Below are 26521 nucleotides of genomic sequence, written 5' to 3' on the forward strand. Positions count from 1 at the left end.
GCACTCGCCCGAGGTGAGTGCCAGACAAGCGGCGGAAGGGCCGCGGGGACGACATCAGGGAGGTGTGCGCGGATGCTCAACGAACGCAGGCTCGAGGTGCTGCGCGCCATCGTCCAGGACTACGTCGGCACCGAGGAGCCCGTCGGCTCCAAGGCCCTGACCGAGCGGCACCGGCTCGGTGTCTCTCCGGCCACCGTGCGCAATGACATGGCGGCCCTGGAAGAAGAAGGGTTTATCGCCCAGCCGCACACGAGCGCCGGGCGGATTCCCACGGACAAGGGCTACCGCCTGTTCGTCGACAAGCTGGCCGGGGTCAAGCCCCTGTCGGCCGCCGAGCGGCGGGCCATCCAGAACTTCCTCGACGGCGCGGTCGACCTCGACGACGTCGTGGGGCGGACCGTGCGGCTGCTCGCGCAGCTGACCCGGCAGGTCGCCGTGGTGCAGTACCCGTCCCTGACGCGGTCGACGGTGCGCCATGTCGAGCTGCTCTCGCTCGCGCCCGCACGCCTGATGCTCGTGGTGATCACGGACACGGGGCGGGTCGAGCAGCGGCATGTCGACTGCCCGTCGCCCTTCGGCGAGACCTCGCTCGCCGATCTGCGGGCACGGCTCAACAGCAGGGTCGCGGGACGCCGTTTCTCGGATGTGCCGCAGCTGGTGCAGGACCTGCCGGAGTCGTTCGAGGCGGAGGACCGCGGCACCGTCTCGACGGTCCTCGCGACACTCCTCGAGACGCTGGTCGAGGACACCGAAGAGCGGCTGATGATTGGCGGCACTTCCAATCTGACGCGCTTCGGGCATGATTTCCCGCTCGTGATCCGGCCGGTGCTCGAAGCACTCGAGGAGCAGGTCGTGCTCCTCAAGCTGCTCGGCGAGGCCAAGGACTCGGGCATGACAGTACGCATCGGGCATGAGAACGCCCATGAGGGGCTCAACTCCACGTCCGTCGTATCGGTCGGCTACGGTTCGGGCGGCGAGGCAGTCGCCAAGCTCGGCGTCGTAGGACCGACGCGGATGGATTACCCGGGAACGATGGGAGCGGTACGCGCAGTGGCACGTTACGTCGGACAGATCCTGGCGGAGTCGTAAGTGGCCACGGACTACTACGCCGTACTCGGCGTGCGCCGCGACGCTTCCCAGGACGAGATCAAGAAGGCCTTCCGGAGGCTGGCGCGTGAGCTCCACCCGGATGTGAACCCCGATCCGAAGACGCAGGAGCGCTTCAAGGAGATCAACGCCGCGTACGAGGTGTTGTCGGACCCGCAGAAGAAGCAGGTCTACGACCTCGGCGGCGACCCGCTGTCCCAGGCGGGCGGCGGCGGTGCCGGTGGCTTCGGCGCGGGTGGCTTCGGGAACTTCTCGGACATCATGGACGCCTTCTTCGGTACGGCGTCCCAGCGCGGTCCGCGGTCCCGCACCCGCCGTGGCCAGGACGCCATGATCCGGCTCGAGATCGAGCTGGACGAGGCGGCCTTCGGTACCACCAAGGACATCCAGGTCGACACGGCCGTCGTCTGTACGACGTGCTCCGGTGAGGGTGCCGCGCCCGGCACCTCCGCGCAGACCTGTGACATGTGCCGCGGCCGCGGTGAGGTCTCGCAGGTCACCCGGTCCTTCCTGGGCCAGGTCATGACCTCGCGCCCGTGCCCGCAGTGCCAGGGCTTCGGCACGGTCGTGCCCACGCCCTGCCCGGAGTGCGCGGGCGACGGCCGGATCCGGTCCCGTCGCACGCTCACGGTCAAGATCCCGGCCGGTGTGGACAACGGCACCCGGATCCAGCTCGCGGGCGAAGGCGAGGTCGGCCCCGGTGGCGGCCCCGCCGGTGACCTCTACGTCGAGATCCACGAGCTGCCGCACCCCGTCTTCCAGCGGCGCGGCGACGATCTGCACTGCACGGTCACCATTCCGATGACGGCGGCCGCGCTCGGCACGCAGGTGCCGCTGGAGACCCTGGACGGAATGGAGGAGGTCGACATCCGGCCCGGCACCCAGTCCGGACAGTCGATCCCGCTGCACCAGCGAGGCGTAACGCATCTGCGGGGCGGCGGGCGCGGTGACCTCATCGTGCACGTCGAGGTGCTCACCCCCAGCAAGCTGGACCCCGAGCAGGAGCGGCTCCTGCGGGAGCTGGCGGCCCTGCGCGGCGAGGAGCGCCCCACGGGGCAGTTCCAGCCCGGGCAGCAAGGGCTCTTTTCTCGGTTGAAGGATGCGTTCAACGGGCGGTGAGTTGTGCGGCCGGGGGGTCCGGGGGTTGACCCCCGGGTGAGCACAGCCAGCCCGGGCAGCAAGGGCTCTTTTCTCGGTTGAAGGATGCGTTCAACGGGCGGTGAGTTGCCCGGTGAGTGTGTCGCCCGGGGGTGCTGAGCCGTTCGGTGCTCCTGGGTGCGGGCTCGGTTCGGAGCAGGGCGGTGGACGTGAAACCATGCGGTCATGTCCACCGCACTGACCGATCTCAGTCCGTATCCGATCGTGCAGGCCCCCATGGCCGGTGGCGCATCCTGCCCCTCCCTCGCCGCGTCCGTCTGTGAAGCCGGCGGCCTCGGCTTCCTGGCCGCCGGGTACAAGACCGCCGACGGTATGTACCAGGAGATCAAGCAGCTGCGCGGGCTCACGGACCGGCCCTTCGGCGTCAATCTGTTCATGCCGCAGCCCGACTGCGCCGAGCCGGCCGCCGTCGCCGTCTACGCCCAGCAGCTCGCGGGCGAGGCCGGCTGGTACGACACCCCGCTCGGCGACCCGGACTCCGGGCGCGACGACGGCTACGACGCCAAGCTGGCGATCCTCATCGACGACCCCGTGCCGGTCGTCTCCTTCACCTTCGGCTGTCCCACGCGCGATGTGCTCGACGCCTTCTCGCGCGTCGGCACCTACACCGTCGTCACCGTCACCACGCCCGAAGAGGCGCAGAGCGCCCAGTGGGCGGGCGCCGACGCGGTGTGCGTCCAGGGTGTCGAGGCGGGCGGCCACCAGGGCACGCACCGCGACGACCCCGAGCGGGACGGCACCGGCATCGGGCTGGTCTCACTGATCGCGCAGGTCCGCGAGACCGTGCAGGTGCCGATCGTCGCGGCCGGCGGCCTGATGCGCGGCGGCCAGATCGCGGCGGCGCTCGCGGCGGGCGCGGACGCGGCACAGCTGGGCACCGCGTTCCTTGTCTGCCCCGAGTCGGGGGCGAACGCCCTGCACAAGCAGGCCATGACCAATCCGCTGTTCGTCCGCACCGAACTCACCAGGGCCTTCTCCGGGCGCCCGGCGCGCGGCCTGGTGAACCGCTTCATGCGGGAGCATGGGCCGTACGCACCGGCCGCGTACCCCCAGGTCCACTACCTCACCGGCCCGCTGCGCAAGGCGGCCGCCAAGGCCGGGGACGCGCAGGGCATGAGCCTGTGGGCGGGTCAGGGGCACCGGATGAGCCGGGAGCTGCCGGCCGGTCAGCTGGTCGAGGTGCTCGCCGCCGAGCTGGAGGCGGCGAAGGCGACGCTCGCGCTGCGGGGTGTGTCGTGACGGCGCCGGTCTTCGTGGTGGACGAAGTCCCTTCCGGCGGCGGCGAGTTCGTGCTCGACGGGCCCGAGGGGCGGCACGCGGTGTCGGTACGCCGACTGCGCGCAGGTGAGCCCGTGGTCCTGACCGACGGGCGCGGACACGGGGCGGCGGCGGTGGTGCTCGCGGCCGAGGGCAAGGACCAGCTGACGGTCGAGCTGACCGGGTCGCTGCTCGATCCCGAACCCGCGCCGCGGATCACGGTCGTTCAGGCGCTGCCCAAGGGCGAACGGGGCGAGCTCGCGGTCGAGACCATGACCGAGACGGGCGTCGACGCGATCGTGCCGTGGGCGGCGTCCCGGTGCATCACGCAGTGGCGGAGCGAGCGGGGGCTCAAGTCCCTGGGCAAGTGGCGGGCCACGGCTCGGGAGGCGGGCAAGCAGGCCCGTCGGCTGCGGTTCCCCGAGGTGGCCGAGCTCGCGTCCACGCGTGAGGTCGCGGCGCTGCTCGCCGGGGCGTCCTTCGCGGGTGTGCTCCACGAGGAGGGGAGCGCGCCGCTGGCCACGGCGGGGCTGCCGGCCTCGGGGGACGTGGTACTCGTCGTCGGGCCGGAAGGGGGCGTCTCCCCGGAGGAGTTGGACATCTTCGCGGAGGCGGGCGCGAAGCCGTACCGCCTCGGCCCTTCGGTCCTGCGTACGTCCACGGCCGGGACGGCGGCGGTGGCGCTGCTGCTCGGGCGCACGGGGCGCTGGGGCTAGGCGGTTCGTGCCCCAGAGGGGCGCGGGGTTGTGTCGATATGCGGCTCCGCCGCGCGGGCGCGACCAGCCACGACGCACCCGCAGGTGTCAACTTCGGCCCCTGGCCCAGCAATTGGCGGCAAGAGGGCTTCCGCCCCGGGTGAGGGAGTGGGAACCTGCCCTGTATGGGCGCTTTGAGGCGTGTACGGGTGCGGAGCGGACTGCTGGCCGTGGCGCTCGCCGGTGCCGTCGGCGTGGGTCTGGTCGCCTGTGAACCCGGTGACGGGATGAGTTCCATCGCCGTCGCGCTCACCACCGATCAGACCGGGACCAAGGCTCTGGAGCGCAAGGGCTTCGACGTGCAGTGGATGAGCTGTACCGCCACCATGGGCGAGGGCGGCAAGGTCACGGCGAACAGCTCCGACGGGCCCTCCAAGTCGCCGAGCGTGCGCAGCGTCGCCACCGTGGACTGTGAGGGCGAGACCAAGGACGGGCGGGACATCACCCTCAAGGGCAAGGTGACCGAGGAGCGCCAAGGCCGTTGTGTACGGGGGGACTTGACCGCCAAGGTCGACGGCAAGGTCGTCCTGGAGGCCAGTCTGCTCGGCAACTGCAGCGGCACCGAACCCAGCCGGCCCGAACCCAGCCAACCCGGGCCCAGCGGACCCGAGCCCAGCAACCCCGGCCCCACGCCGCCGGACGATCCCCGGCCCACCGTGACCGTCACGGTGACCGCCGATCCGCCGCCGACGTGCGACTGCTCGCCGGGTAAGTGATCCAAACCCCTGCCGCACGCGAGGCGGCCTGCTTAGGGTGACAGGGTGACGCACCCTGCCTACCTTCGGTTTCCGCATCTCCAGGGCGACTTGGTCGCCTTCACCGCAGAGGACGACGTCTGGGTCGCGCCGCTCGACGGCGGCCGGGCATGGCGTGTCAGCGCCGACAACATGCCCGTGAACCACCCCCGGATCTCGCCCGACGGCACCCATGTCGCCTGGACCTCGACCCGGGACGGCGCGCCGGAGGTGCATCTCGCGCCCGTCGTCGGCGGCCCGGCCAAGCGCCTTACACACTGGGGGAGTTGGCGCACCTCCGTGCGCGGCTGGACCCGGCAGGGCGAGGTACTCGCCGTCACCACGCAGGGCCAGGCCTCGCTGCGCCGCAGCTGGGCCCGCGCCGTACCGCTCGACGGCGGTCCCGCGCCGGTCCTGCCGTACGGACCCGTGGGCGACCTGGCGCACGGCCCGGACGGCGAAGTGCTCCTTCAGAGCGTCACCATGGGACGCGAGGCCGCCTACTGGAAGCGCTACCGGGGCGGTACGGCGGGCAAGTTGTGGATCGACCGCGCGGGCGACGGTGACTTCGTCCGCGTACACGAAGAGCTCGACGGGAACATCGAGTACCCGATGTGGGTGGGGGAGCGGATCGCGTTCCTGTCCGATCACGAAGGGACCGGGGCGGTCTACTCGTCCCTGCCGGACGGAACCGAGCTGCGCCGCCATTCGCCCCTGGAGGGGTTCTACGCGCGCCATGCCGCCAGTGACGGACAGCGGGTCGTGTACACGGCCGTCGGTGAGCTGTGGGTCATCGACGATCTCGACGGCGCCGAGCCCCGGCGGCTCGACATACGCCTGGGCGGACAGCGCACCGACCTGCAGCCGCACCCCGTCAAGGCCGAACGCCACCTCGGCGTCGCGGCGCCCGACCACACCGGACGCGGCAGCGCCGTCTCCGTGCGCGGTGCCGTCCACTGGGTGACCCACCGCGACGGGCCCGCCCGCGCCCTCGCCGCCGAACAGGGCGTACGCGCCCGCCTTCCGCGCACCTTCCGGGTGGAGGGCGAGGAGCATGTGGTGTGGGTGACGGACGCCGAGGGCGACGACGCCCTGGAGTTCGCGCCCGCCACCGGCGTCGCCCCCGGAGCGTCCGTACGCCGGGTCGCCGCCGGGCAGTTGGGGCGGGTGCTGTCCCTCGCCATGGCACCGGACGGCAGCCGTGCCGCGATCGCCTCGCACGACGGGCGGGTGCTGCTCGTGGAGCGCGCCTCCGGCGACGTACGCGAAGTGGACCGCAGCGAGCACGGCGAGGCCACGGGCCTGGTGTTCTCGCCCGACTCGGGGTGGCTGGCCTGGTCGCACCCCGGGCCCTCACCACTGCGGCAGCTCAAGCTCGCCAACACCGCGGACCTGACCGTCTCCGAGGCTACCCCGCTGCGCTTCCGTGACTTCGCGCCGGCCTTCACGCTCGACGGGCGGCATCTCGCGTTCCTCTCCGAGCGGTCCTTCGACCCGGTCTACGACGTGCATGTCTTCGACCTCGCGTTCGTCGGGGCCTGCCGGCCGCATCTGATGACGCTGTCCGCGACCACGCCCTCGCCGTTCGGGCCGCAGCGGCACGGGCGGCCCTTCGAGAGCGCCGAGAAGTCCAGCGAGGTCGCGGGTGGCGACGACACCCCCACCACCCGTATCGACCTCGACGGACTCGCCGACCGGATCGTGTCGTTCCCCGTCGAGGCGGCCCGCTACTCGACGCTGCGCGCCGCCAAGGACGGGCTGCTGTGGCTGCGCCACCCGGTGCGCGGCGCGCTCGGCGCCTCCCGGGCCACTCCGGACGACCCGGGCCCCAGGACCGCGCTCGAACGCTACGACCTGGCGCAGCAGCGGATCGAGGAACTCGCCTCCGCCGCCGACCACTTCGCGGTCAGCGGCGACGGCAAGCGGGTCCTGCTGCACACCGGTGACCACCTCAAGGTGGTGCCCAGCGACCGGCGCGCGTCGGCCGACGACGACGGCGAGAACAACATCACCGTCGACCTGTCCAGGATCAGGCAGAGCGTCGACCCCGTCGCCGAGTGGCGGCAGATGTTCGACGAGAACGGCCGCCTGATGCGCGACCACTTCTGGCGCGCGGACCTCGGCGGCGTCGACTGGGACGGTGTCCTCGCCCGCTACCGCCCCGTCGTGGACCGGCTCGCCACCCACGACGACCTGGTCGACCTGTTCTACGAAGTCCACGGCGAACTCGGCACCTCGCACGCCTACGTCATCGCGGGCGGCGGCTACGGCGGCTCCGACACCCGTCAGGGACTGCTCGGCGCGGACATCTCCCGTGACGAGAACGGCAGTTGGCGGATCGACCGGATCCTCGCATCCGAGACCTCCGATCCGCACGGGCAGTCACCGCTCGCCGCTCCGGGCGTCGCGGTGCGCGCCGGGGACGTGCTGCTCGCGGTCGACGGCCGGCCCGTCGACCCGGTGACGGGGCCAGGACCGCTGCTCGTCGGTGCCGCGGGCAAACCGGTCGAGCTGACGATCTCGCCGTCGGGAGGCGGCGACCCGCGGCACGCGGTGGTCGTGCCCATCGACGACGAGGAGCCGCTGCGGTACCACGCGTGGGTCGCCGACCGGCGCCGGCACGTCCATGAACGCTCCGAGGGCCGCCTCGGCTATCTGCACGTCCCCGACATGCAGGCGCCCGGCTGGGCGCAGATCCACCGCGACCTGCGGGTGGAGGTCGCGAAGGAAGGGCTGATCGTCGACGTACGCGAGAACCGCGGCGGTCATACGTCGCAGCTCGTCGTCGAGAAGCTCGCGCGCCGTATCGTCGGCTGGGACATGCCGCGCGGTATGCGGCCCTTCAGCTACCCGATGGACGCGCCGCGCGGCCCGGTGGTGGCGGTGGCCAACGAGTTCTCCGGCTCCGACGGCGACATCGTGAACGCCGCGATCAAGGCCCTCGGGATCGGCCCGGTGGTCGGCACCAGGACCTGGGGCGGCGTCGTCGGCATCGACAGCCGCTACCGCCTGGTGGACGGCACCCTCGTCACCCAGCCCAAGTACGCGATCTGGCTCGAGGGTTACGGCTGGGCGGTGGAGAACCACGGCGTCGACCCCGACGTGGAGGTCGTGACCGCACCCCAGGACCATGTGGCGGGACGTGATCCACAGCTGGACGAGGCGGTACGGATGGCACTCGCGGTGCTCGCGGAGAACCCGGCGAAGAGCGCGCCGGAGCTGCCGGAACTCGGGTAGGCGAGGGCCTTTCCGGGTCGGATCGGGCGATCAGTGGCCGATACCATGCCCTGTGTACCCGTCACGTACCCGTCAAACGGAGCGAGGAGGCCGAGGACATGGCCGGTGAGGCACCAGCGGACTGCCTGTTCTGCAAGATCATCGCGGGGGAGGTGCCCGCGACCGTCGTGCGCGAGACCGACACCACCTTCGCCTTCCGCGACATCAACCCGCAGGCGCCGGCCCACATCCTGGTGATCCCCAAGGTCCACCACCCGGACGCGGCCTCGCTTGCCGCCGCCGAGCCGCAGATCGCCGCCGATGTGCTGCGCGAGGCCGGCGAGGTCGCGGCCGAGGAGAAGCTGGAGAGCTACCGCCTGGTGTTCAACACCGGCAGCGGCGCGGGCCAGACCGTCTTCCACGCCCACGTCCACCTGCTCGGCGGCCGTGGCCTGCAGTGGCCCCCCGGATAACCACCTGTGTCCGTACGTGAATTGGTGGTGCTCGGCACCGCCAGCCAGGTCCCGACCCGGCACCGCAACCACAACGGCTATCTGCTGCGCTGGGACGGCGAGGGCATCCTCTTCGACCCCGGCGAGGGCACCCAGCGCCAGATGCTGCGCGCCGGGGTCGCCGCGCACGACCTCAACCGGATCTGCGTCACGCACTTCCACGGTGACCACTCGCTCGGTCTCGCCGGGGTGATCCAGCGGATCAACCTCGACCGGGTCCCGCACGAGGTCACCGCCCACTATCCGCACTCCGGGCAGCGCTTCTTCGACCGCCTCCGGTACGCCACCGCCTACCGCGAGACCGTGCGTCTGACCGAGGCGCCGGTCGCCGCGGACGGAGTGCTCGCCACCACCCCGGCGTACACCCTCGAAGCACGTCGGCTCTCGCACCCCGTGGAGTCCTTCGGCTACCGCCTCGTCGAGCCCGACGGGCGGCGCATGCTGCCCGCGCTGCTCGCCGAGCGCGGCATCAAGGGGCCGGATGTGGGGCGGCTGCAGCGGGACGGTGAGTTCGGCGGCGTCCACCTCGACGAGGTCAGCGAGATACGGCGCGGACAGCGGTTCGCCTTCGTCATGGACACCCGGCTCTGCGACGGCGTGCACGCGCTCGCCGCCGGCTGCGATCTGCTCGTCATCGAGTCCACCTTCCTCGACGAGGACGAACAACTGGCCGTGGACCACGGCCACTTGACCGCCGCACAGGCCGCGGTCGTGGCGCGGGACGCGGGCGTACGGCATCTCGTCCTGACGCACTTCTCGCAGCGCTACAGCGACCCGGGGGAGTTCGCGCGGCAGGCGCGGGCCGCCGGTTTCACGGGAGAGCTGACCGTGGCGGCCGATCTGTCGACCGTGCCGGTGCCCAAGCGCGCCACCTGAGCGCACTGAGCGCACCGAACGACCCGAGCACACCGAACGGCCTGAGCGCCCTGAACAACCCGAAAGAACGCCCATGAACCTCCCCAAGGCCGAACTCCATCTGCACATCGAAGGCACCCTCGAACCCGAGCTGGCCTTCGCACTCGCCGCCCGCAACGGCATCGAGCTGCCCTATGCCGACACCGAAGAGCTGCGCCGCGCCTATCTCTTCGACGACCTGCAGTCCTTCCTCGACCTGTACTACGGCCTGATGGCCGTGCTGCACACGGAGGCCGACTTCGAGGAGCTCGCCGACGCCTATCTGGCGCGGGCCGCGGCCCAGGGCGTACGCCACGCGGAGATCTTCTTCGACCCGCAGGCGCACACCGCGCGGGGCGTGGACATCGGCACGGTCATCGAGGGGCTCGGCCGGGCGCTGGACCGCAGCGAGGAGCGGCACGGTGTCTCCACCCGCCTGATCATGTGCTTCCTGCGGGACGAGTCCGCCGAGTCGGCGCTCGCCGCCCTGGACGCCGCGAAGCCGTATCTGCACCGGATCACCGGGGTCGGTCTGGACTCGGCCGAGGTCGGGCACCCGCCGGTGAAGTTCCGCGAGGTGTACGAGGCGGCCGCCGCGCTCGGTCTGCGCCGGGTCGCCCACGCCGGGGAGGAGGGCCCGCCGGCGTACATCACCGAGGCCCTGGACATCCTCGGCGTCGAGCGGATCGATCACGGGCTGCGCTGCATGGAGGACCCCGAGCTGGTCTCGCGCCTGGTGCGCGAGCGGATTCCGCTCACGCTGTGCCCGCTGTCGAATGTGCGGCTGCGGGCGGTGGACATCCTGGAGGAGCACCCGCTGGGGCGGATGATGGCGGCGGGCCTCATGTGCACGGTGAACTCCGATGATCCGGCGTACTTCGGGGGGTACGTCGGGGACACGTTCCACGCGGTGCATGAGGCGTTGGGGCTGGGGCCCGAGCAGTTGCGGGAGCTGGCGCGGAACTCGTTCGAGGCCTCGTTCCTCGAGGACGACGAGGAGCGGCGGGCCCGGTACTTGGCCGAGGTGGCGGCGTACGAGTTCGAGTGAGGTTCCGGGGGCAGCTCAGTTCCCGGCCGACGCTCCGTCCAGGATTCGTGCCGCCACCGCCGGTGAGTCCACCAGGGGGTGCAGGGCGAGAGCTCTGAGTGCCGCGTCCCTGTCCTTGAAGAGGGCCGCCTCGATCGTCGCCCGCTCCACCGCCTTCAGCTGCAGCATCAGCCCCAGCTCGGCCTCCCCGAGCGGAGCACCCGGCAGCGGACGGGCGCCGTCGGCGTCGACCTCGCAGACCGTCTCGATGATCGCGTCGGCGGGCAGCGCCGGGACGGTGCCGGCATTGCGGACGTTGAGGATCAGCCGCGTACCGTCGCCGGCGGCGATCGCGCGCATCAGGGCGAGCGCCACCCGGTCGTAGCCGCCGCCGTCCAGGTCGCAGGAGTCACGCTGCCAGCCGCCGGTCGCGGCGCGGCTGTCCGCCATATACGTTTCCTCGCGCTCAAGGCGGGTGCGCTCCCACAACTCATGGGCGCGGGAGGGGGATTCGGCGGCCCGCGCGAAGAACTCGCCCTGCTGGTGGTCGAGGAACTCGCCCCGCGTCTCGTCGGCGGTGCGCACCGCGTCGAGGGTTTCGCGGCGGAAGTAGTAGTAGTGCAGATACTCGTTGGGCAGCGAGCCGAGCGCGCGCAGCCAGTCCGCGCCGAAGAGCTTGCCCTCCTCGAAGGAGGCGAGCGCGGCCGGGTCGGCGAGGAGGCCGGGGAGCAGGTCGGGGCCGCCCGGGGCGCTCAGCCGCCGCAGCCAGCCGAGGTGGTTGAGGCCGACATAGTCGTACGAGACGGCGTCGGGGTCCGTGCCCGCCGCGCGCGCCGCCCGCCGCACCAGGCCCACCGGTGAGTCGCAGATGCCGATGACGCGCTCGCCGAGCACCGCCGCCATCGCCTCGGTGACCATCCCGGCCGGGTTGGTGAAGTTGATGACCCAGGCCCGCGGGGCGAGCGCCGCCACGCGCTCCGCGATGTGCAGGGCGACCGGGATCGTCCGCAGGCCGTAGAGCACACCGCCCGCGCCGACCGTCTCCTGCCCGAGCACACCCTCGGCGAGGGGAACGCGCTCGTCGCGCACCCGGCCCGCGGTGCCGCCCACGCGGATCGCCGAGAACACGAAGTCCGCGCCGCGCAGCGCGTCGTCGAGGCTTTCGGCCACCCGGACCCGCGGCCCCGGCGGCAGCCCTTCGAGGACGGAGCGCACCACGCCGAGCCGCACCGGATCGGTGTCGTACAGCGTCAGTTCGGTGATCTCGCTGCCTACAAGGGCGCCGTACACGAGCGGCACCCGGAAACCGCCGCCGCCGAGAATCGTCAGCCTCATGCCGCGGAAGCTACCTCATGAAGTGCGCCGGGGTTCCAGGCGGTCGGCACTGCCGGGCCGCTCATGGGGCACACTGTCCTGACCTGCACGCACCATGTCCGGGGAGCGCAAGGTGAACTCCGACGAACAGACGACACACGGCGGCCGCACCCCCCGGGGCCGGCTGGACCACCGGCTCGGTCACCGGCTTGAGAACCGGGTCGACGACCGCTCCGGAGAGCGTCTCGACCACACGGCCCTGCTCGATCCGCTCGCCGCGCTCCGCACCCCCGACGACCCGCCCTGCGACGTGTACCTCACGGGCACCGTCTTCCTGGACATCATCCTCACCGGCCTCGACTCTGCGCCCGTGCGCGGTACCGAGTCCTGGGCCCGCGGCATGGGGTCGAGCCCCGGCGGCGTCGCCAACATGGCCACCGCCCTGGCCCGGCTCGGCCTGCGCACCTCGCTCGCCGCGGCCTTCGGCGACGACCACTACGGCGAGTACTGCTGGGATGCGCTCGCGCAGGGCGAGGGCATCGATCTGACGCCGTCGTGGACCGTGCCCGGCTGGCACTCACCGGTGACCGTCTCCATGGCGTACGAGGGCGAGCGGACCATGGTCTCGCACGGTCACGAGGCCCCGCCGCCGGAGGAGCCCGCCCCGAACTGCCCGCCACGCGCGCGTGCCGCCGTGGCCTCGCTGACGCCCGGAGCGCCCGCGGAGTGGATCGCACAGGCCGCCGCCCGTGGCACCCGGGTCTTCGCCGACGTCGGCTGGGACGACACCGGGCGCTGGGACCTGGCGGGCCTCACCGATCTGGCGCACTGCGAGGCGTTCCTGCCGAACGCGGAGGAGGCGATGCGCTACACCCGCACGTCCTGCCCGCGGGCGGCCGCGCGGGCGCTCACCGCGTATGTGCCGCTCGCGGTCGTGACGCTGGGTGCGGAGGGGGCGTACGCGGTGGACGGGCGTAGCGGCGAGACGGCCGACGTACCGGCCATCGAGGTCGCCGCCCTCGACCCGACCGGGGCCGGGGACGTGTTCGTGGCCGGTTTCGTCACCGGCACCCTCGCGGGGTGGCCGCTCGCGGACCGGCTGGCCTTCGCGGGGCTCACGGCGGCGCTGTCGGTGCAGGAGTTCGGCGGGTCACTGTCCGCGCCCGGCTGGTCCGAGGTGGCGGCCTGGTGGCAGCACGTGCGGACCTGTGCCGACCAGGACCCCGTGGCGTTGCGGCGGTACGCGTTCCTGCAGGGGCTGCTGCCCGAGGTCTGCCGGGCCTGGCCGCTGCGGCGGGCGGTGCCCACGATCGGCTTCGGCAGCCGGTAGCCGGGGCGGCCGCGGAGCCCGGGGGGCCGATAAGCCGGCCGGGGTGAAAAACGCCTCGGTCTTGTCGGTGCACCGACGTACGCTGGTAGGCACCAGAGGCACCCGGGCGGGATGAGCCCCGCATAGGAGGACGAGCTAGGCCACAGCGCCGGCCCATGACTCAGACACCCACAGCTCACACCCCTGCGCAGGGGCAGGCACGAGCCCACTTCTCCGTTCCGGCGAAGCACCCGATGGTGACCGTGCTGGGCTCGGGAGACGCCCTGCTGCGCGTGATCGAGAAGGCCTTCCCGGCGGCCGACATCCATGTCCGGGGCAATGAGATCAGCGCCGTGGGCGACAAGGACGAAGTCGCCCTGATCCAGCGCCTGTTCGACGAGATGATGCTGGTGCTCCGCACCGGACAGCCGATGACGGAGGACGCAGTGGAACGCTCGATCGCCATGCTCAGGGCGAGCGAGGACGGCGAGGGTCCCGAGGAGACCCCGGCCGAGGTGCTCACCCAGAACATCCTCTCGTCGCGGGGCCGCACGATCCGCCCCAAGACCCTCAACCAGAAGCGGTACGTCGACGCGATCGACTCCCACACCATCGTGTTCGGCATCGGCCCCGCCGGTACCGGCAAGACGTATCTCGCCATGGCCAAGGCCGTGCAGGCCCTGCAGTCCAAGCAGGTCAACCGGATCATCCTGACCCGCCCGGCCGTCGAGGCCGGCGAGCGGCTCGGCTTCCTGCCCGGCACGCTCTACGAAAAGATCGACCCGTATCTGCGCCCGCTGTACGACGCGCTGCACGACATGCTCGACCCCGACTCGATTCCGCGCCTCATGGCGGCCGGGACGATCGAGGTCGCGCCGCTCGCGTACATGCGCGGCCGGACGCTGAACGACGCGTTCATCATCCTCGACGAGGCGCAGAACACCAGCCCCGAGCAGATGAAGATGTTCCTGACGAGGCTCGGCTTCGACTCGAAGATCGTCATCACCGGTGACATCACCCAGGTCGACCTGCCGGGCGGCACCAAGTCCGGTCTGCGCCAGGTCCAGGACATCCTGGAGGGCGTCGACGACGTCCACTTCTCCCGCCTCACGTCCCACGACGTCGTACGCCATAAGCTCGTCGGCCGTATCGTCGACGCGTACGAGAAGTTCGACAACGAAAACGGCACGGAGAACGGTGCACACAAGCCCTCTCGCCGCCGCGACAGCAAGTAGCGAGAACACAGCGAGAGATCAGCGAGAGCAGCAGATGTCGATCGACGTCAACAACGAGTCCGGCACCGAGGTCGACGAGCAGGCGATTCTCGACATCGCCCGCTACGCACTCGCGCGGATGCGCATCCACCCGCTCTCCGAGCTCTCGGTGATCGTCGTGGACGGCGAGGCCATGGAGCAGCTGCACATCCAGTGGATGGATCTGCCGGGCCCCACGGATGTCATGTCCTTCCCGATGGACGAGCTGCGGCCGCCCGTCAAGGACGACGAGGAGCCCCCGCAGGGGCTCCTCGGTGACATCGTGCTCTGCCCCGAGGTCGCCAAGCGCCAGGGCGAGGAGGCCCCCACCGGGCACTCCATGGACGAGGAGCTGCAGCTCCTCACCGTCCACGGCGTGCTGCACCTGCTCGGTTACGACCACGAGGAGCCGGACGAGAAGGCCGAGATGTTCGGACTGCAGGCCGCGATCGTCGACGGCTGGCGGGCGGAGAAGGGCCTGACCGGCCCGTCTCCGGCGCCCACCGTGTCGTGAGCGCCTCACTGGTCTTCGGCGCCGTCCTGCTGGTCGTCGCCGCGTGGCTCGCCTCCTGTGCGGAGGCGGGCCTCGCGCGTGTCTCCAGCTTCCGCGCGGAGGAGGCGGTGCGCTCCGGGCGCCGCGGCAGCGCCAAGCTCGCCCAGGTCGCCGCCGACCCGACCCGCTATCTGAATGTGGCGCTGCTCGTCCGCGTCGCCTGCGAGATGGCGTCCGCCGCCCTGGTGACGTACGCCTGTCTGCAGGAGTTCGACCGGACCTGGGAGGCGCTCGCCGTCGCCATCGCCGTGATGGTGCTCGTCAGCTATGTGGCGGTGGGGGTGTCGCCGCGCACCATCGGACGCCAGCACCCGCTGAACACGGCGACGGCCGCGGCGTACGTCCTGTTGCCGCTGGCCCGCATCATGGGCCCGATCCCGCCGCTCCTGATCCTCCTCGGCAACGCCCTGACCCCGGGAAAGGGCTTCCGGCGCGGGCCGTTCGCCTCCGAGGCCGAGCTGCGCGCGATGGTCGACCTGGCGGAGAAGGAGTCCCTGATCGAGGACGAGGAGCGCCGGATGGTGCACTCCGTCTTCGAGCTCGGCGACACCCTGGTCCGCGAAGTCATGGTCCCCCGTACCGACTTGATCGTCATCGAGCGGTACAAGACCATCCGGCAGGCGCTGACGCTCGCCCTGCGCTCCGGGTTCTCCCGTATCCCCGTCACCGGGGAGAGCGAGGACGACATCGTCGGCATCGTGTATCTGAAGGACCTCGCCCGCAAGACGCACATCAGCAGGGACGCCGAGTCGGAGCTGGTGTCGACGGCGATGCGGCAGGCGTCGTTCGTGCCCGACACGAAGAACGCGGGCGATCTGCTGCGCGAGATGCAGCAGGAGCGCAACCACGTCGCGGTCGTCATCGACGAGTACGGCGGCACGGCCGGCATCGTCACCATCGAGGACATCCTGGAAGAGATCGTCGGCGAGATCACCGACGAGTACGACCGTGAGCTGCCGCCCGTGGAGGAGCTGGGCGAGGGCACCTATCGCGTCACCGCGCGGCTCGACATCGGGGACCTCGGGGAGCTGTACGGCATCGAGGAGTTCGACGACGAGGACGTCGAGACGGTCGGCGGACTCCTCGCGAAGGCCCTCGGCCGGGTGCCGATCGCGGGCGCGACGACGGTGGTGGACCTGCCGGACGGGCGGGGGCTGCGGCTCACCGCCGAGGCCGCGGCGGGACGCCGGAACAAGATCGTGACGGTGCTCGTGGAGCCGGTGGCTCCGCCCGAGGAGGACGAGTCCGAGTGACGCCCGCGGAGCTCCGGTCCCTGTGTCTGTCGTTCAACGCGGCGACGGAGGAGTTCCCCTTCCCGCGCAATCCCGGGCTCTCCACCTTCAAGGTCCTCGGCAAGATCTTCGCCTTCAGCGGGCTTGAGGAGTCCCCGCTGACGGTGGCCCTCAAGGCCGAGCCGGAGATCGCACTGCGGCTGCGGGAGGCCCATCCGGGGGTGATCGTGCCCGGCTACCACCTGAACAAGCGGCACTGGAACACGGTGGTGGTGGGGGAGCTGCCGGAGCGCCAGGTGCGGGAGCTGGTCGAGGACTCGTACGACCTGGTGGTGGCGGGACTGCCGCGGCGGGAGCGGCTGCGGCTCGACCGCGGGTGACCTTTCCCCGGCCCCGCCCCTTCCCGAACCGGGGCTCCGCCCCAGTTGGGCTCATTTTTCCGGCGCGGGAAAGAGACCAACGTCCCGAGCCTGAGGACCACCGGCGCCGAAACCGCACTTACGCGACGCTTAGGTTTGCTGTCACCAGGAGGGGAGAGCACCCCGGCCGGGACCTGTGGGAGCGGGTGCGCCGGGGTGCTCCTCCGGTGCCGTGGGAGCCTCCGTATGCTCGGGGCATGACCGACAGCAGCGCGCTCGACCCCGAGGACCGCAAGATCGTCACCCTGGCCCGTTCGGCCCGGGCCCGTAACGGTGTGCCCGAGGGCGCGGCCGTACGCGACGAGACGGGGCGTACGTATGTCGCCGGCACCGTGGACCTCGACTCGCTGAAGCTGAGCGCCCTGCGTACCGCCGTCGCCATGGCGGTGGCCAGCGGCGCCAAGTCGCTGGAGGCGGCGGCCGTCGTCACCGGGGCCGGCTCCGTGCCGGACGAGGACCGCGCGGCGGTACGCGACCTGGGCGGAGCCGGGACGCCTGTGCTGCTCGCCGGGCCCGACGGCACGGTCACGGAGACCGTCACCGCGGGCTGACGGGTGTTTCCCGGCGGGTCCGTACACCTGGCCGGAAAGCGTCGCCCGGCCGCGCCCTGTAACGCTCGGCCCTCTCAAGTCCCAGAAGAATCACGGGACTTTCTCTTGCCTTCTCCGCCTGCCCGCGCATCAATGGACGACGGTTCGTCCGACGGACCGTCAGATTTTCTGTGGCGTGCGCGCGCCAGCACCTGACCAGCTCCCCACCCCCACGGGGCTCCCCCACCACGGGAAGGTGAACCGATGCAGCGCAGCAGGAGCAGCAGCAGACGCAGTCGTAGCGGGATCGGGGCCGGCGCCGCGCTGACCGCGGGCGCCCTCGCCCTCGCCGGGTTCGTCCTGGCCCCGGGCGCGGCGGCCGTCGCGCCCGGCACGGCCACGACCAAGGCGGACTGCGGTATCTACGGCAGCGGTGGCGTCACCCTGACGGCTACCCAGAGCGGTACGAGCGCGACCATCACCGTCACCTCGACGGACATCACCACACCGGTCGCGGTGGAGGCGGGCACGGTCGACTCCTCCCTGACCATGACGAAGGCCGGCGGCGCGACCACCGTCTTCGCCGGCAAGAGCAACCCGGCGATGGAGGCCGGCGGCGGGGTCAATTCAGGACCGCTGACCGGGACCGTCGCCGCCGGTGACTCCCTCGACCACCCCGGCTCCCTGAAACTGGTGGTCCAGGGCATCACCGTCACCTGCAACTCCACCGAGTCCCTCGCTCCCGGTCCGTTCGTCTTCGACTGAGCCGCACGGCACCACTGCGGACAGAACGGACTCAGCCGGCCGGGTCGCACGGCCCGGTCGGCGCCCGTTCCCGCATCGGGGACAATGGACGCCATGAGCGCACCTTCCCCTGCCGAGTCCGAGCCGCAGGCCACCGAGCACCGCGCGGGTTTCGCCTGCTTCGTCGGCCGGCCGAACGCGGGCAAGTCGACCCTCACCAACGCCCTCGTGGGGACGAAGGTCGCCATCACCTCCAACCGGCCGCAGACCACCCGGCACACGGTCCGCGGCATCGTGCACCGCCCGGACGCCCAGCTGGTCCTGGTCGACACCCCGGGTCTGCACAAGCCCCGCACCCTGCTCGGCGAGCGGCTCAACGACGTGGTGCGCACCACCTGGGCCGAGGTCGACGTGATCGGCTTCTGTCTGCCCGCGAACGAGAAGCTCGGGCCCGGCGACCGGTTCATCGCCAAGGAGCTCGCCGGGATCAAGAAGACCCCGAAGATCGCGATCGTGACGAAGACCGACCTCGTCGAGAGCAAGCAGCTCGCCGAGCAGCTCATCGCGATCGACCAGCTCGGCAAGGAGCTGGGCTTCGAGTGGGCGGAGATCGTGCCGGTCTCGGCGGTCGGCGACCAGCAGGTGGCACTGCTCGCCGACCTGATCGTGCCGCTGCTCCCGCTGAGCCCGCCGCTCTACCCGGAGGGCGACCTCACGGACGAGCCGGAGCAGGTCATGGTGGCCGAGCTGATCCGTGAGGCCGCGCTCGAAGGCGTCCGCGACGAGCTGCCGCACTCCATCGCCGTGGTCGTGGAGGAGATGCTGCCGCGCGAGGACCGGCCCGCGGACAAGCCGATGCTCGACATCCACGCGAATGTGTTCATCGAGCGGCCGAGTCAGAAGGGCATCATCATCGGCCCGAAGGGCAAGCGGCTCAAGGACGTCGGGATGAAGTCACGCAAGCAGATCGAGGCGCTGCTCGGCACCCCCGTCTTCCTCGACCTGCACGTGAAGGTCGCGAAGGACTGGCAGCGCGACCCCAAGCAGCTGCGGAAGCTGGGGTTCTAGGAGCGAGCTCCTGGGGCGGGGCGGGGCGGGGCGCGGCGGGCCGGGGCCATTCCTCCGGGCGTCAGTCCACGCCCCGGATCCTGGTGACCAGGACCGCCCCCGCGAGGCCGATCGCCGCCGCCACCGCGTACAGCACCCGGTAGCCCGCAAGGGTCACGATCGGGGCCGCCAGGGCCGGGGCGGCCACCTGGGGGAGGGAGTTGGCGATGTTGATGACGCCGAGGTCCTTGCCGCGGTCGGCGGCCTTCGGCAGGACGTCCGTCATCAGGGCGAAGTCGACCGAGGTGAAGACGCCGAAGGCGATGCCCAGGACCGCCGCCGCGACGATCGCGCCGGTCCAGGTCTGCCAGACCGCGAGCATCGAGGTGGCCGCCGCCATCAGGCAGCCGGACCACATGACGAACGGTTTGCGGCGGCCCAGACGGTCCGACCAGACTCCGCCCACCACGACCGTCGCGAGCATCGTCACGCCGTTGACCGCGGTCAGGATGAGGACATGCGCCTCGGGGTCGCGCACCTGCAGCCGGTCGCGCAGGTAGTACAGGAGATAGAGCAGCACCAGGACGTTGCCCAGGTTGATCAGGAAGCGGGTCAGCCAGGCCCAGGCCAGGTCCGGGTGGCGGCGTGGGCTCAGCCAGAAGCCGCGCAGGAAGCCGCGCCAGGAGAAGGCGGGGCGGTCGGCGGGGTCCAGGCGCAGATCGCGGTGGAGCAGTACGTACGGAAGTACCGCGAGCGCCGTGAACACCGCGCACGCCGCATAGCCCGCCGCGATGCCGCCCGTCAGTGTGGCGAGGCCCGTGCCCGTCACCACGCCGAGCAGTTGCGTACCGCCCAACCAGCCGCCCACAGAGCCGCGTTGGAGCCTCGGCACCCGGTCGGGGACCGCCGCCGTGACGGCGGCGAACGCGGCGTTCAGGGTGAGCTGCGCCAGGCACCAGCCGAGCGCCATCGCCGCCACCGAGTCCGCGGCCGAGGTCAGGAGCAGGGCGAGGGCGCCGCCCGCCGCGCCCGTCACGATCCATGGCGTACGCCGTCCGAAGCGGGATGCCGTACGGTCCGAGAGCGCGCCGAAGAGGGGGTTGGCGAGCAGTGAGACCACCGCTCCCGCGCCCGTCACCCAGGCCAGGACCGTCTCCTTGGAGACGCCGGGCGGCGCGAGCTGCGCGGCCTGCTGGGCGAGCAGGATCTGCAGGGGGCCGTAGAAGCCCACCCAGATCGCGCCGTTGGCGAGGCAGAGGGCCGAGGTCCAGCCCTTGGTGACCCGGGCCGTGGGTTCCGTGAGCGTGAGGCCGCCTGTTCCCGTGCCGGGACCGCCGCTGGTGCCCGCGCCAGGACTGCCGCCTGTTCCCGTGCCGGGACCGCCGCTGGTTCCCGCGCCAGGACTGCCGCCTGTTCCCGTGCCGGGACCGCCGCTGGTTCCCGCGCCAGGACTGCCGCCCGTTCCCGTGCCGGGACCGCCGCTGGTGCCCGCGCCAGGACTGCCGCCTGTTCCCGTGCCGGGACCGCCGCTGGTTCCCGCGCCAGGACTGCCGCCTGTTCCCGTGCCGGGACCGCCGCTGGTTCCCGCGCCAGGACTGCCGCCTGTTCCCGTGCCGGGACCGCCGCTCATCCCCGTGCCTGTGCCCGCAGGGCCTCGCGCAGCCACGCGTAGGACGCCTTCGGGGTGCGCTCCAGGGTGTCGTAGTCGATATGCACGAGGCCGAAACGCTGCCGGTAGCCCTCCGCCCACTCGAAGTTGTCGAGCAGCGACCACACGAAGTAGCCGCGGACGTCGACGCCCGCCTCCAACGCCCGGTGCAGGGCCCGCAGATGGGAGTCGAGGAACGCGATCCGCTCCTGGTCGTCGAGACCGTCGTACGAGCAGCCGTTCTCGGTGATCACCAGTGGCGGGAGCCGGTCGCCGTAGCGTTCGCGGAAGCCGACGAGGAGTTCCGTGAGCGCCTCGGGCACCACCGGCCAGCCGAAGCCCGTGACCGGATAGTCGTCGAGTTCCCTGACGGAGAAGGGCAGTTCGGCCGGCAGTGTCAGGCCGGAGAACTCGATCTCCGCGCCCTGCGGGGCGCCCACCTTCGTCGGCTGGTAGTAGTTGATCCCGTACCAGTCGAGGGGCTCGGAGATGATCCGCAGATCGGCGCTCACATCACCGGGGAGCAGCTCGGCGATGCCGTCCGGGTAGCGGCCGAGGATCAGCGGGTCGGCGAAGAGCCGGTTCAGGAGTACGTCGTAGAAGTCGGCGGCCTCCCTGTCGTCCGGCCGCTGCGAGGCCGGCCAGGTGGGGCCGTGGGAGTTGGCGATGCCGATGTCCCGGGCGCCCGCCGCGCGCAGGGCGCGGACCGCGAGGCCATGGGCGAGCAGCTGGTGGTGGGCCACCGGCAGTGCGTCGAACAGCAGCTGTTTGCCGGGTGCGTGGGCGCCGAGTGCATGGCCCAACAGGGTGTGTTCCGCCGGTTCGTTGAGGGTGATCCACTTCTGTACGCGGTCGCCGATGCGGTCCGCGACCGTGGCCGCGTAGGCGGCGAAGCGCTCGGCCGTGCCCCGGTGCAGCCAGCCGCCGGCTTCTTCGATGCCGAGGGGCAGATCCCAGTGGAAGAGGGTCGGCACGGGGCGGACGCCGGCCGCGCAGAGCTCGTCGACGAGCCGGTCGTAGAAGCCGAGTCCGTCCGGGGACTCCGCCCGGGGCCAGGAGACCGAGAAGCGGTACGCGTCCACGCCGAGGTCGCGCAGGAGGGCCACGTCCTCCTGGTAGCGGTGGTAATGGTCGCAGGCCACGGCGGCCGTCGTGCCGTCCTTCACCCGGCCCGGCTCGGCCGTGAAGGCGTCCCACACCGAGCGGCCGCGCTGGTCGGCGGCGCCCTCGATCTGGTGGGCGGAGGTGGAGACGCCCCACAGGAAGTCCCGTGGGAACGGGGGCAGGGCGGCGGCGGGAGCGGTCGGCGCAGTCATGTGCGGGATCATCCGTACCGCTGGTAACGGTGTCAACGGGCCGACCGCGCCGCCTTGTTCAGGCCCCTTCCTTCATCACCCTCGTGATCAGTTGCCGCTGGGGCTCCGTGAGGCGTGGGTCCGAGCAGTAGACCGTGCGGCCGTCGACCGTGATCTGGTAGCTGAACCCGTCCGGCACCCCTATGGGCGGTGTGCCCCGGCCCTGTGCCACGGCCTGTTCGACAAGGTCGTGCCATTCGTGGGCATCGAGGCGCCCCGCCGTGTCGACCTCGGCGTGACGCTCGATGCCGGCGAATCCTCCTGTGCGCTTCACCTGGATACGCATGCGTCCCTGTCTACTCCGAGACGGGCTCAGTTGGTAGGCACCCCGACCTGGGACCACGCCTTCAGGACGGCCTGGTGCTCCTCGCCCTCGCCGTAACGCTCGGCGGCCTTGGCGACGCTCGCCTTGGCGAAGTCCACGAAGCTGCAGTCGACTTCGAGGCCGCCGGTGGTCAGGACGTCGTACCAGATCTGTCCGGCGCGCTCCCACGCGTTGCCGCCCAGCTGCGTGGCGAGCAGGAAGAACGCGTGGTTGGGGATACCGGAGTTGATGTGCACGCCGCCGTTGTCACGGCCGGTGCGGACGTAGTCGTCCATGGTCGCGGGCTGCGGGTCCTTGCCGAGTACATCGTCGTCGTACGCCGTGCCGGGGGCCTTCATCGAGCGCAGCGCCACACCCTGGACGTTCTCGTGCAGCAGGCCCGCGCCGATCAGCCAGTCGGCCTGGTCGGCACTCTGACCGAGGGTGTACTGCTTGATCAGCGAGCCGAAGACATCGGACATCGACTCGTTCAGGGCGCCGGGCTGGCCGAAGTACGTGAAGTTCGCCGTGTACTGCGTGACGCCGTGGGTCAGCTCGTGGCCGATGACGTCCACGGGGATGGTGAAGTCGAGGAAGATCTCGTTGTCTCCGTCGCCGAACACCATCTGCTCGCCGTTCCAGAAGGCGTTCCCGTAGTTCTCGCCGAAGTGCACGGTGGCGATCAGGGGCAGACCCTTGCCGTCGATGGAGTTGCGCTTGAAGCTCTTCAGGAACAGCTCGAAGGTGGCTCCGAGTCCGGCGTAGGCACGGTTGACCGTGGCGTCCTTGCCGGGCTTGTCACCTTCGCCGCGGACCTTCTTGCCCGGCAGGTCCTGGCGGTGCTTCGCGTCGTAGATGGTGCGGTGCGGCTTCTCCTGCGCGGCTTCCTTGGGCGGGGTGATCTCAGGGGCGCCGAGCACCGTCATCAGCCGGCGGCTCGTACGGTTCGCGGCGTCCTGGACGAGGGTGCGACGCGCCGGCTCGGCGATCGCGGGGTTCTCGGCCTTGGTCAGCTGGTCGAGAAGATGCGGCGGCACGATGGTGCAGTAGACAGGCTCGAAGCCTGATGGGTTGGCGGTCATGGCGAGCAATGTGGCACTGGGTCATAGCTCTGTCACTACCTGCAACCATGATTGATGAAATAGAGGGATTGATCACGCCAAGACCGTTACCTCAGGACGGTCCCGCATACTGATACGGGGCGGCGCACACCGTGCCCCCTCCGCTAGTCTCGGCACATCATGCGTTTCGGGCTGCTTCTCCTTAGCTGCCGCGGCGAGGGCCTGTAGCTGTAGGCCGACCCCCTCCCCGCGGAGTCTGGTGTTGCGCGAAACCGTCGGCCGCCTCCAGCGGACCCACGAGGAGCCCTACGCAATGCCGAACTTTCAGCAGCCCTCCGCCATGCCGATCCACAAGTACCGCGGCTATGAAGCCGTGGACATCGCGGACCGCACCTGGCCGGACAACCGCATCACCAAAGCGCCCCGCTGGCTCTCCACGGATCTGCGCGACGGCAACCAGGCCCTGATCGACCCGATGTCGCCGGCCCGCAAGCGCGAGATGTTCGACCTGCTCGTACGCATGGGCTACAAGGAGATCGAGGTCGGCTTCCCGTCCTCGGGGCAGACGGACTTCGACTTCGTGCGGTCGATCATCGAGGACGGCGCGATCCCGGACGACGTGACGATCTCCGTCCTGACCCAGGCCCGCGAGGAGCTCATCGAGCGCACCGTGGAGTCCCTGGTCGGCGCCAAGCGCGCCACCGTGCACCTCTACAACGCCACCGCCCCGGTCTGGCGCGAAGTCGTCTTCCGGGGCTCGCGCGACCAGGTCAAGCAGATCGCCGTGGACGGCACCCAGCTGGTCATGGAGTACGCCGAGAAGCTGATCGACGAGCGCACGGAGTACTTCGGCTACCAGTACAGCCCGGAGATCTTCACGGACACCGAGCTGGACTTCGCCCTGGAGGTCTGCGAGGCCGTCTGCGACGTATGGCAGCCGGGCCCCGGCCGCGAGATCATCCTGAATCTGCCCGCCACCGTCGAGCGCTCCACGCCGTCCACGCACGCGGACCGCTTCGAGTGGATGTCGCGGAACCTGACCCGGCGCGAGCACGTATGCCTGTCCGTGCACCCGCACAACGACCGCGGCACCGCCGTCGCCGCCGCCGAGCTGGCGATCATGGCCGGAGCCGACCGTATCGAGGGCTGCCTGTTCGGCCAGGGCGAGCGCACCGGCAACGTCGACCTGGTGACCCTGGGCATGAACCTGTTCAGCCAGGGCGTCGACCCGCAGATCGACTTCTCGGACATCGACGAGATCCGTCGTACCGCCGAGTACTGCAACCAGATGGAGGTGCACCCGCGCCACCCGTACGCCGGTGACCTCGTCTACACCGCCTTCTCCGGCTCCCACCAGGACGCCATCAAGAAGGGCTTCGAGTCCATGGAGTCCCGTGCCGCCGCGGCGGGCAAGACGGTCGACGACATCGAGTGGGCCGTGCCGTATCTGCCCATCGACCCCAAGGACGTCGGCCGGTCCTACGAGGCTGTCATCCGGGTCAACTCGCAGTCCGGCAAGGGCGGTATCGCCTACGTCCTGAAGAACGACCACAAGCTGGATCTGCCGCGCCGGATGCAGATCGAGTTCTCCAAGCTGATTCAGGCCAAGACCGACGCCGAGGGCGGCGAGGTCACGCCGACCGCGATCTGGTCGGCGTTCCAGGACGAGTACCTGCCCACCGAGGCCGGTTCCGGGCACACCCCCTGGGGCCGTATCCAGCTGCGCTCGGGCCAGACCACGACCGACAAGGACGGCGTGGACACCCTCACCGTCGAGGCCGTCGTGGACGGCGCCGAGACCGTTCTGACCGGCTCCGGCAATGGCCCGATCTCGGCGTTCTTCGACGCGCTGCAGGCCATCGGCATCGACGTACGCCTGCTCGACTACACCGAGCACACGATGAGCGAGGGCGCGTCCGCGCAGGCCGCTTCGTACATCGAGTGCGCGATCGGCGACAAGGTCCTGTGGGGCATCGGCATCGACGCCAACACCACGCGTGCTTCCCTGAAGGCGGTCGTCTCGGCGGTCAACCGCGCCGCACGCTGATCACGCTGATCACTCAGGGGGGTTCGGGTCCGCCCTCGGACCCGGCTTCCGGTTCGTCTCCGGATCCGCCCCCGGCTTTGCGGAAGGCCCTGTTCACCGGTCCGGTGAGCGGGGTCTTTTCCGTTCCGTACGGCTTCATCGGGCGTTTGGTCTTGGCCATCTCTCAGCCATGTGCGGCCCAAGGTGCTGACGCCGCATCAATGATGTGGCTAACATCACGCCAATACGGCAATGTTGCCGAAGCGTTACGGAGGTGCGGCGTGCTGCAAGGCCCGGGACGACGTGTCCGGAAGCTACGGATCTGGGGCATCCGCATCGCGTGGACCACAGTCGGCGACGGTGAGTTCTTCTGCCCCGGCTGCGGTGGCGACCGCAACTACCAACGCCGCACCGGCCGGCGCCGCTTCACTCTGCTCGGACTGCCGCTGCTGCCGCGCGGCGTCGCGGGCCCCGTGGTCGAATGCGCCGCCTGCGCCGAGCACTTCGGGCTCGACTGCCTGGACCACCCCACCACCGTGCGGTTCTCGGCGATGCTGCGGGACGCCGTGCACACGGTCGCCCTCGCCGTGCTCGCGGCCGGCGGCGCCTCCTCCCGCACGGTGCTCGACGCGGCCGTCGGCACGGTGCGTTCCGCCGGGTTCGACGACTGCACCGAGGACCAGTTGACGACCCTCGTCGAGGCGCTCGCCGCGGACACCGGCCGTCTCCTCGGCGGCACGGACGCGGGCGCGGCCGCCGACGCGGCGCAGTCCGGGGTCACTCTGGCCATAGAACTCCATGAGGCGCTCGACCCGTTGGCTCCCCATCTGGCGCCCGCGGGACGTGAGTCGATCCTCCTGCAGGCCGCTCGAATCGCACTCGCGGATGGGCCGTACACGCCCGCGGAGCGGGATGTTCTGACGACGGTGGGCGGTGCGCTCACCATTTGCGCGGATGATGTGGCGCGGCTGCTCGCCGCGGCGCGCACGCCGTCCTAGCCGTACCGGTCTCTCACCTCCTTCCTCAACTCCCGCTGTGCGCACGGCTATTGCCGCGCCCCTGAGGG

Annotated in this window: 24 protein-coding genes; 19 read left to right on the top strand and 5 right to left on the bottom strand. The window is 70.9% G+C overall.

Annotation, left to right across the window (positions count from 1 at the left end; all coding sequences use genetic code 11):
• The first annotated feature begins 72 nt into the window (after nt 1–72).
• The 9 genes from hrcA to ACFQVC_RS15465 all read left to right on the top strand — a co-directional run bounded on the left by hrcA (nt 73) and on the right by ACFQVC_RS15465 (nt 10681).
• Nucleotides 73–1089: a heat-inducible transcriptional repressor HrcA gene (gene hrcA / locus ACFQVC_RS15425; protein WP_381830950.1), complete on the top strand. Its 1017-nt coding sequence runs from the start codon at nt 73–75 to the stop codon at nt 1087–1089.
• The gene (gene dnaJ / locus ACFQVC_RS15430) at nt 1090–2226 is read left to right on the top strand and encodes a molecular chaperone DnaJ (protein WP_381830951.1); all 1137 of its coding nucleotides are present in this window, start codon (nt 1090–1092) and stop codon (nt 2224–2226) included.
• A gap of 204 nt (nt 2227–2430) precedes the next feature.
• Nucleotides 2431–3504, top strand: a complete 1074-nt coding sequence (locus ACFQVC_RS15435; RefSeq protein WP_381830952.1) for a nitronate monooxygenase — start codon at nt 2431–2433, stop codon at nt 3502–3504.
• Nucleotides 3501–4238 carry a 16S rRNA (uracil(1498)-N(3))-methyltransferase gene (locus ACFQVC_RS15440; protein ID WP_381830953.1) on the top strand — a complete coding sequence of 246 codons (738 nt, stop codon included), beginning with the start codon at nt 3501–3503 and terminating at the stop codon, nt 4236–4238. Before ACFQVC_RS15435 ends, ACFQVC_RS15440 begins: the two co-directional genes overlap by 4 nt.
• 164 nt (nt 4239–4402) lie before the next feature.
• The gene (locus ACFQVC_RS15445) at nt 4403–4993 is read left to right on the top strand and encodes a hypothetical protein (protein ID WP_381830954.1); all 591 of its coding nucleotides are present in this window, start codon (nt 4403–4405) and stop codon (nt 4991–4993) included.
• Between the two features lie 45 nt (nt 4994–5038).
• The gene (locus ACFQVC_RS15450) at nt 5039–8248 is read left to right on the top strand and encodes a S41 family peptidase (protein ID WP_381830955.1); all 3210 of its coding nucleotides are present in this window, start codon (nt 5039–5041) and stop codon (nt 8246–8248) included.
• A gap of 98 nt (nt 8249–8346) precedes the next feature.
• Nucleotides 8347–8700 carry a histidine triad nucleotide-binding protein gene (locus ACFQVC_RS15455; RefSeq protein ID WP_381830956.1) on the top strand — a complete coding sequence of 118 codons (354 nt, stop codon included), beginning with the start codon at nt 8347–8349 and terminating at the stop codon, nt 8698–8700.
• A gap of 6 nt (nt 8701–8706) precedes the next feature.
• On the top strand, nt 8707–9615 hold the full coding sequence (locus ACFQVC_RS15460) for a ribonuclease Z (protein ID WP_381830957.1): 909 nt from the start codon (nt 8707–8709) through the stop codon (nt 9613–9615).
• A 73-nt stretch (nt 9616–9688) separates the two neighbouring features.
• Nucleotides 9689–10681 (top strand): adenosine deaminase, encoded by a 993-nt coding sequence (locus ACFQVC_RS15465; RefSeq protein WP_381830958.1) that lies wholly within the window; start codon nt 9689–9691, stop codon nt 10679–10681.
• A 15-nt stretch (nt 10682–10696) separates the two neighbouring features.
• Here ACFQVC_RS15465 and ACFQVC_RS15470 read toward each other — a convergent pair whose 3' ends face one another.
• Entirely contained in the window at nt 10697–11995 is a 1299-nt protein-coding gene (locus ACFQVC_RS15470; RefSeq protein ID WP_381830959.1) for a 6-phospho-beta-glucosidase, read from the bottom strand.
• A 238-nt stretch (nt 11996–12233) separates the two neighbouring features.
• On the opposite strand from ACFQVC_RS15470, the gene ACFQVC_RS15475 reads away from it, so the two are divergent.
• From ACFQVC_RS15475 to era, 8 genes are all read left to right on the top strand, one after another.
• Entirely contained in the window at nt 12234–13304 is a 1071-nt protein-coding gene (locus tag ACFQVC_RS15475; protein WP_381831067.1) for a carbohydrate kinase family protein, read from the top strand.
• Between the two features lie 155 nt (nt 13305–13459).
• Nucleotides 13460–14518, top strand: coding sequence for a PhoH family protein (locus tag ACFQVC_RS15480; protein ID WP_381830960.1), 1059 nt, complete (start codon nt 13460–13462; stop codon nt 14516–14518).
• Nucleotides 14519–14552: 34 nt separating this feature from the next.
• On the top strand, nt 14553–15050 hold the full coding sequence (gene ybeY / locus ACFQVC_RS15485; protein ID WP_381830961.1) for an rRNA maturation RNase YbeY: 498 nt from the start codon (nt 14553–14555) through the stop codon (nt 15048–15050).
• The gene (locus ACFQVC_RS15490) at nt 15047–16342 is read left to right on the top strand and encodes a hemolysin family protein (protein WP_381830962.1); all 1296 of its coding nucleotides are present in this window, start codon (nt 15047–15049) and stop codon (nt 16340–16342) included. The genes ybeY and ACFQVC_RS15490 overlap by 4 nt, the downstream gene beginning before the upstream one ends.
• Nucleotides 16339–16701 (top strand): MmcQ/YjbR family DNA-binding protein, encoded by a 363-nt coding sequence (locus ACFQVC_RS15495; RefSeq protein WP_381830963.1) that lies wholly within the window; start codon nt 16339–16341, stop codon nt 16699–16701. Before ACFQVC_RS15490 ends, ACFQVC_RS15495 begins: the two co-directional genes overlap by 4 nt.
• Nucleotides 16702–16937: 236 nt before the next feature.
• The gene (locus ACFQVC_RS15500) at nt 16938–17291 is read left to right on the top strand and encodes a cytidine deaminase (RefSeq protein ID WP_381830964.1); all 354 of its coding nucleotides are present in this window, start codon (nt 16938–16940) and stop codon (nt 17289–17291) included.
• 243 nt (nt 17292–17534) lie between these two features.
• Nucleotides 17535–18035, top strand: coding sequence for a hypothetical protein (locus tag ACFQVC_RS15505; protein WP_381830965.1), 501 nt, complete (start codon nt 17535–17537; stop codon nt 18033–18035).
• 84 nt (nt 18036–18119) lie between these two features.
• On the top strand, nt 18120–19082 hold the full coding sequence (gene era, locus ACFQVC_RS15510) for a GTPase Era (RefSeq protein WP_381830966.1): 963 nt from the start codon (nt 18120–18122) through the stop codon (nt 19080–19082).
• 61 nt (nt 19083–19143) lie between these two features.
• On the opposite strand, the gene ACFQVC_RS15515 is transcribed toward era, so the two are convergent.
• The 4 genes from ACFQVC_RS15515 to ACFQVC_RS15530 form a co-directional block, all read right to left on the bottom strand.
• Complete coding sequence (locus tag ACFQVC_RS15515) at nt 19144–20298, bottom strand: MFS transporter (RefSeq protein ID WP_381831068.1); 1155 nt, start codon at nt 20296–20298, stop codon at nt 19144–19146.
• Nucleotides 20299–20687: 389 nt separating this feature from the next.
• On the bottom strand, nt 20688–22025 hold the full coding sequence (locus ACFQVC_RS15520; protein WP_381830967.1) for a GH1 family beta-glucosidase: 1338 nt from the start codon (nt 22023–22025) through the stop codon (nt 20688–20690).
• Between the two features lie 58 nt (nt 22026–22083).
• On the bottom strand, nt 22084–22350 hold the full coding sequence (locus ACFQVC_RS15525) for a protealysin inhibitor emfourin (RefSeq protein ID WP_381830968.1): 267 nt from the start codon (nt 22348–22350) through the stop codon (nt 22084–22086).
• Nucleotides 22351–22376: 26 nt separating this feature from the next.
• Entirely contained in the window at nt 22377–23450 is a 1074-nt protein-coding gene (locus tag ACFQVC_RS15530) for a M4 family metallopeptidase (protein WP_381830969.1), read from the bottom strand.
• A 292-nt stretch (nt 23451–23742) separates the two neighbouring features.
• Here ACFQVC_RS15530 and leuA point away from each other — a divergent pair, with 292 nt between their 5' ends.
• Nucleotides 23743–25476, top strand: coding sequence for a 2-isopropylmalate synthase (leuA, locus tag ACFQVC_RS15535; protein WP_381830970.1), 1734 nt, complete (start codon nt 23743–23745; stop codon nt 25474–25476).
• Nucleotides 25477–25736: 260 nt separating this feature from the next.
• Entirely contained in the window at nt 25737–26453 is a 717-nt protein-coding gene (locus tag ACFQVC_RS15540; RefSeq protein WP_381830971.1) for a TerB family tellurite resistance protein, read from the top strand.
• Nucleotides 26454–26521: the final 68 nt, after the last annotated feature.

The organism is Streptomyces monticola (assembly GCF_042665355.1).
GTDB lineage: Bacteria > Actinomycetota > Actinomycetes > Streptomycetales > Streptomycetaceae > Streptomyces > Streptomyces monticola.

Excerpts from the sequence above, each read along its gene's own strand:
- hrcA (WP_381830950.1), top strand. The coding sequence starts at position 73 with ATGCTCAACGAACGCAGGCTCGAGGTGCTGCGCGCCATCGTCCAGGAC.
- ACFQVC_RS15435 (WP_381830952.1), top strand. The coding sequence starts at position 2,431 with ATGTCCACCGCACTGACCGATCTCAGTCCGTATCCGATCGTGCAGGCC.
- ACFQVC_RS15445 (WP_381830954.1), top strand. The coding sequence starts at position 4,403 with ATGGGCGCTTTGAGGCGTGTACGGGTGCGGAGCGGACTGCTGGCCGTG.
- ACFQVC_RS15455 (WP_381830956.1), top strand. The coding sequence starts at position 8,347 with ATGGCCGGTGAGGCACCAGCGGACTGCCTGTTCTGCAAGATCATCGCG.
- ACFQVC_RS15465 (WP_381830958.1), top strand. The coding sequence starts at position 9,689 with ATGAACCTCCCCAAGGCCGAACTCCATCTGCACATCGAAGGCACCCTC.
- ACFQVC_RS15470 (WP_381830959.1), bottom strand. The coding sequence starts at position 11,995 with ATGAGGCTGACGATTCTCGGCGGCGGCGGTTTCCGGGTGCCGCTCGTG.
- ACFQVC_RS15480 (WP_381830960.1), top strand. The coding sequence starts at position 13,460 with ATGACTCAGACACCCACAGCTCACACCCCTGCGCAGGGGCAGGCACGA.
- ybeY (WP_381830961.1), top strand. The coding sequence starts at position 14,553 with ATGTCGATCGACGTCAACAACGAGTCCGGCACCGAGGTCGACGAGCAG.
- ACFQVC_RS15500 (WP_381830964.1), top strand. The coding sequence starts at position 16,938 with ATGACCGACAGCAGCGCGCTCGACCCCGAGGACCGCAAGATCGTCACC.
- ACFQVC_RS15505 (WP_381830965.1), top strand. The coding sequence starts at position 17,535 with ATGCAGCGCAGCAGGAGCAGCAGCAGACGCAGTCGTAGCGGGATCGGG.
- era (WP_381830966.1), top strand. The coding sequence starts at position 18,120 with ATGGACGCCATGAGCGCACCTTCCCCTGCCGAGTCCGAGCCGCAGGCC.
- ACFQVC_RS15520 (WP_381830967.1), bottom strand. The coding sequence starts at position 22,025 with ATGACTGCGCCGACCGCTCCCGCCGCCGCCCTGCCCCCGTTCCCACGG.
- ACFQVC_RS15525 (WP_381830968.1), bottom strand. The coding sequence starts at position 22,350 with ATGCGTATCCAGGTGAAGCGCACAGGAGGATTCGCCGGCATCGAGCGT.
- ACFQVC_RS15530 (WP_381830969.1), bottom strand. The coding sequence starts at position 23,450 with ATGACCGCCAACCCATCAGGCTTCGAGCCTGTCTACTGCACCATCGTG.
- leuA (WP_381830970.1), top strand. The coding sequence starts at position 23,743 with ATGCCGAACTTTCAGCAGCCCTCCGCCATGCCGATCCACAAGTACCGC.